Raw genomic sequence first — 5223 nt, 5'->3', positions numbered from 1 at the left:
CGCGTGGGTGGCGCCCCTCGTCGTCCTGGCGCTGGTCGCCGGGTTCGCGGGCGGCGTCGTCGGCGGCCGCACGTGGGGCGACGACGGCCGGCCGGCGACGGCCGACCTGCCGCGCGCGCCGGAGGCGCCCGTCGCCCCCGTGCAGCGCGACGCGTCGTCGGTCGCGGGCATCGCGGCCGGCGTGCTGCCGAGCGTCGTCTCGATCGAGGTGGAGAGCGCCGAGGGGGCGGGCTCGGGCTCGGGCTTCGTGCTGCGCGAGGACGGGTACGTGCTCACCAACAACCACGTGGTGGCGGGTGCGGGCGACGGCGGGCTGGTCGTCGTCTTCTCCGACGGCACGCAGCTCGACGGCACGGTCGTCGGCGCGACGTCGGAGTACGACCTCGCGGTCGTCAAGGTCGAGGCCACCGGCCTCACCCCGCTGCCGCTCGGCGACTCCGACGCCGTCATCGTGGGCGACCCGGTGGTCGCCGTCGGCGCGCCGCTCGGCCTCGTCGGGACCGTGACGACCGGCATCGTCAGCGCCCGCAACCGCCCGGTCGTCGCGGGCGAGGGCAACGACCAGACGTTCATCAACGCGCTCCAGACCGACGCCGCGATCAACCCGGGGAACTCCGGCGGGCCGCTCGTCGACGCCACCGGCCAGGTCGTGGGCATCAACTCGGCGATCGCGCAGCTGCCGGGCGGGCTGGGCGCCGCGGGCGGCAGCATCGGCCTCGGCTTCGCCATCCCGTCCAACCAGGCCCGGCGCACGGCCGAGCAGCTCATCACCACGGGCCGGGCGACGTACCCCGTGATCGGGGTCCTGCTGGACAGCGCGTACACCGGCGAGGGCGTGCGCGTCTTCGAGCAGGACCCGGACGGGAGCCCCGCGGTGACACCGGACGGCCCCGCGGACCGCGCCGGCATCCGACGCGGCGACGTGATCCTGTCGGTCGACGGCCGCCCGGTCACGGCGTCCGAGGAGCTCATCGTCGACATCCGCGCGCGCGAGCCGGGGGAGACGGTCGTCCTGAAGGTCCGCACGGGCGAGCGGGAGCGGGACGTCCGCGTCCGCCTCGACGGGCTGACGTCCGACTGACCGTCCCGCCGGCGCCGCCCCCGGCGGTCGACCGCGCGGGGGTACCCTGTCCGGGTGCTGGGCATCAACGGTGGTGAGCTGCTGGTCCTGCTGCTCGTCGCCGCCCTCGTGATCGGGCCGGAGCGCCTGCCCGCGTACGCCGAGCAGCTGGCCGGCTGGGTCCGGCGGCTGCGCGACGTCGTGCGGGACACGCGCCGCCGGGTCGACGACGAGCTCGGCGACGTCGCGGGCGAGGTCGACTGGGCGGCGCTCGACCCGCGCCGCTACGACCCCCGGCGCATCGTGCGGGACGCCCTGCTGGACGACGTCGCACCGTCCCGGGCCGCGGGTGCGTCCCGGGCCGCGGGCGTCGCGACCGCCGCCGGGGCCGTCGGCGCGGTGCGCACCGCGTCCGCCCGTCCGGCCGCCGCCTGGCCCGGCCCCGCGCCGTTCGACGACGAGGCCACCTGAGCCCGCGTCCCGCCCGCACCACCGCACCGCACGCCCGCCCCGACGGCCCCGCCGCCGCGGGCACCGCACGACCCGCACGTGTCCGTCCGGCGCGGCCGACCCCGGTCCGCCGCCGCCGCTCCCGTTCAGGAGGCCTCGCATGACCCAGGTGCTGCCCACGTCGTCGCCGCAGCGCACGACGCCGGCCGCGGGCCGGATCTTCTCCGGCATGCAGCCCACGTCCGACTCGCTGCAGCTGGGCAACTACCTCGGGGCGCTCACGCAGTGGGTCGCGCTCCAGGACACGCACGACGCGATCTACTGCGTCGTCGACCTGCACGCGCTGACCGTGGCGCCGGACCCGGCCGTGCTGCGCGAGCGGACGCGCCGGACCGCGGCGCAGTACCTCGCCGCCGGCGTCGACCCCGCCCGCTCGACGCTGTTCGTGCAGTCGCACGTGCCGGAGCACGCGGAGCTCGCGTGGATCCTGTCCTGCCACACGGGCTTCGGCGAGGCCGGGCGCATGACGCAGTTCAAGGACAAGTCGGCGAAGCAGGGGGCCGAGGGCACCACGGTCGGCCTGTTCACGTACCCGGTGCTCATGGCGGCGGACATCCTCCTGTACGACACGGCGCTCGTGCCGGTCGGCGAGGACCAGCGCCAGCACCTCGAGCTGACGCGCGACCTCGCGCAGCGGCTCAACTCGCGCTTCGGCGCCGGCACGGTCGTCGTGCCGGAGGCGTTCATCCCGAAGGCGACGGCGAAGATCTACGACCTGCAGGACCCGACGGCCAAGATGAGCAAGTCGGCCGAGAGCCCCAACGGCCTCATCGAGCTCCTCGACGACCCGAAGGTCGTCGCGAAGCGGATCCGGTCCGCGGTCACGGACGCCGAGCGGGAGATCCGCTACGATCCCGCCGCCAAGCCGGGCGTGTCCAACCTGCTGACCATCTTCTCGGCGCTGTCGGGCCGCACGGTCCCGTCGCTCGAGGCCGACTACGCCGGCAAGGGCTACGGGGACCTGAAGAAGGACCTCGCGGAGGTGGTCGTCGAGTTCCTGGCGCCCTTCCAGGAGCGGGTGCGGCACTACCTCTCCGACCCGACGGCGCTCGACGACGTGCTCGCGGACGGCGCCGAGCGCGCGCGCTCCCTCGCCGTGCCGACGCTCGAGCGCGTGTACGAGCGGTCGGGCCTGCTGCCGCGGCGGCGGACGCGCCCGTGAGGCTGCCGGAGTGCGGCCCCGGCGAGCGCCTCGTCGGCGTCGCCGTGGCCGTCCCGGAGCCGTACCGGACGGAGCTGCACGAGGCACGGGCGCGCTCGGGCGACCCGGACGCGGCGCACGTGCACCCGCACGTGACGCTCGTCGGCCCCACGCCCGTGCCGCGCGGGGCCGGCGGCGACGTGGACGCCCACCTGCGCGCCGTCGCCGACGCGCACGCGCCGTTCGAGGTGCACCTGCGGGGTGCGGCGACGTTCCGGCCGGTGACGCCGGTCGTGTTCGTGCCGCTCCTGCGCGGCGCGCCGGAGTGCACCGCGATCGAGCGCGCGCTGCGTGCCGGGCCGCTCGCGCACGAGCCGCGCTACGCGTTCCACCCGCACGTCACCGTGGCGCACGAGCTCGACGAGGCGGCCCTGGACGCCGCGCAGGCCGCGATGGCCGGCTACGAGGCGACGTTCCTGGTCACGCACCTGCACCGGTTCGTGCACGACGGGCACGCGTGGCAGGAGGAGCGCGCGTACCCGCTGCGCGGGGGCGTGCCGCGCGACGGCGCGCCCCGGCACGGGCGTCCGGATGCCGCGGTGGTGCGGCCGACCTAGATTCGGCCCATGGAGCGCCCCCGCACCCCGGCCGAGCGAACCGTCGTGCGGCCCGCGGCCGGGGCGGGGGAGGCCCACCTGCGCGCCGCGGCGGCCGCACCGGACCCGGTGGCGCCGCGGCGCTGGGCGCCTGGGTTCGCCGGGCTCGTCGCGCGGGTGCAGGCGCTGCTGTCCTGGTGGAACCACACCCGGGCCGGGCGGGCGAACGCCCAGTTCGGGCGAGCGGGGGGCGGGGTCCTCACGGGCGGCATCGCGTACGCCGCGCTGTTCTCGGTCGTCGCCGGCCTAACGATCGGCTGGACGCTCTTCATGGCGGTCCTGGGCCGCAACCGCGAGCTGCGGGACAGCGTCCTCGAGACCGTGAACGCCTCCTTCCCGGGACTCGTCGACACCGGCTCGGGGGGGCTCTTCGAGCCCGACCAGATCCGGGTGTCGACCGGCCTGTCCGTCGCGGGTGTCGTGGCGGTGGTGGTGCTGGTCTTCACGGGCATCCGTGCCGTTGCCGCCCTGCGCACGGCGGTGCAGGCGATGTTCGGCGAGCACGCCACGGGCAACCCGGTGCTGGGCAAGCTCCGCGAGCTCGGCGGGTTCGTGGGCATCGGCGTCGCCGTGCTGCTCACCGCGCTGCTGGGCCTCGCGGTCACCACCGCGGCGGACTGGCTGATGGGCCTCGTCGGCTGGGACGACCGGTCCGGGCTCGTGGTGCGTGCGCTCGGCATCGCGGTGGCGTTCGTCGTGGACGCGGGGCTCTTCGTCATGATCGTGCGCGTGCTCGCCGGTCAGGCACCGCCGCGGCGCGACCTCCTGGGCGGCGCGGCGATCGCGGCGACGGGGCTCGGCGTGGTCCGCGTGCTCGGCACGTCGGCCGTGTCGGGGTCCGTGCAGGACAACCCGGTCCTCGCGTCGTTCGCGGTGGTCGTGATCCTGCTGCTCTGGGTCAACCTGATCTCGCGGATCGTGCTCCTGGCTGCCGCGTGGACGGCGGACCCGCCGTTCGTGGACCCGGACGCTCAGGACGCGGAGGACGACGCCGCGCCGGCCGCCGCGTCGTCGACCGCGGCGAGCAGGGCCGGCAGCCGGTCGGCGTAGGCGGCGACGGCGGCGCGGGTGCGCGCCGGCTCCCCGACGCGCGCGAGGTTGCGCATGCCGGGGTCCCCGGCGGCCTGCCCGGCGGCGATCCGGTCCGTCGCGGCCGTCATCCGGACGACGACGTGCCGGGCGACGTCCGCGGGAGCCGGCGCGAGGACCTCGAGGGCCGCTCCCTGGGCCGCGTAGGCGTCGACGAGCAGCCGCAGGCGGCGCGCGCCCTCGGCCGCCCCGGGGTCGGCGTAGAAGGGCACGCCGCTCCACGCCAGCATCGCGAGCTCGTCGAGGGGCACGCCGGGGCCGGCGACGTCCCAGTCGACGACGCCCACGACGTCGTCGGCGCCCGGCGCCGCGACGAGCATGTTGTAGAGCGTCGCGTCGTGGTGGCAGACGATCTCGCCGGCGCCCACGTCGCGCTCCTCGAAGCGCCACCGCTGCACGCCCGGACGCCAGCCGGCGACCGCGGCGTGGTAGCGGGCGAGCCAGCGCGCCGCCGAGGCCAGGCGTCCGTCCGTGACCTCGGCGAGGTCGACCGGGACGCCCGGCAGGTAGGTCAGGACCTCGCGGCCGGCGTCGTCGACCCCGAGCGGCTCGGGGACGCCGTCGAGCCCGCGGGCCCGCACGTGCCGCAGCAGCGCGTGCACGGCCGGGGTCCAGGGGCCGGTGGGGCGCCGGACGGTGGTGCCGACGCGCACCGCGCCGCCGACGTTGCCGCCGGGCAGCGGCGTGACGACCGCCCCCGGGTCCGGCTCGACCCAGCGCGGGGGAGGGGGGAACGCGTCGGCGGGCACGCGCGATCCTCTCGCGCG

Annotated in this window: 6 protein-coding genes; 5 read left to right on the top strand and 1 reads right to left on the bottom strand. The window is 76.9% G+C overall.

From position 1 onward, the window contains the following. The 5 genes from ACFUMH_RS18575 to ACFUMH_RS18555 form a co-directional block, all read left to right on the top strand. Nucleotides 1-1081: S1C family serine protease (locus ACFUMH_RS18575; RefSeq protein ID WP_378209007.1), on the top strand; the 1081-nt coding region annotated here is incomplete at its 5' end. Nucleotides 1082-1135: 54 nt separating this feature from the next. After that, entirely contained in the window at nucleotides 1136-1531 is a 396-nt protein-coding gene (locus ACFUMH_RS18570; RefSeq protein ID WP_378209005.1) for a Sec-independent protein translocase TatB, read from the top strand. 139 nt (nucleotides 1532-1670) lie between these two features. Further along, entirely contained in the window at nucleotides 1671-2732 is a 1062-nt protein-coding gene (gene trpS / locus ACFUMH_RS18565) for a tryptophan--tRNA ligase (protein ID WP_378209003.1), read from the top strand. Continuing rightward, complete coding sequence (locus tag ACFUMH_RS18560; protein ID WP_378209001.1) at nucleotides 2729-3328, top strand: 2'-5' RNA ligase family protein; 600 nt, start codon at nucleotides 2729-2731, stop codon at nucleotides 3326-3328. The genes trpS and ACFUMH_RS18560 overlap by 4 nt, the downstream gene beginning before the upstream one ends. Before the next feature lie 9 nt (nucleotides 3329-3337). Further along, complete coding sequence (locus ACFUMH_RS18555; protein WP_378208999.1) at nucleotides 3338-4417, top strand: YihY/virulence factor BrkB family protein; 1080 nt, start codon at nucleotides 3338-3340, stop codon at nucleotides 4415-4417. Here ACFUMH_RS18555 and ACFUMH_RS18550 read toward each other — a convergent pair. Next, nucleotides 4339-5205: a phosphotransferase gene (locus ACFUMH_RS18550; protein WP_378209009.1), complete on the bottom strand. Its 867-nt coding sequence runs from the start codon at nucleotides 5203-5205 to the stop codon at nucleotides 4339-4341. The two genes, ACFUMH_RS18555 and ACFUMH_RS18550, sit on opposite strands and share 79 nt — an antisense overlap. Between the last annotated feature and the right edge of the window lie 18 nt (nucleotides 5206-5223).

Source organism: Cellulomonas sp. NPDC057328 (assembly GCF_042667215.1).
Lineage (GTDB): Bacteria > Actinomycetota > Actinomycetes > Actinomycetales > Cellulomonadaceae > Cellulomonas.
Note: the sequence above shows the minus strand (reverse complement) of the source record. Positions and strands in the feature narration are given on the sequence as shown.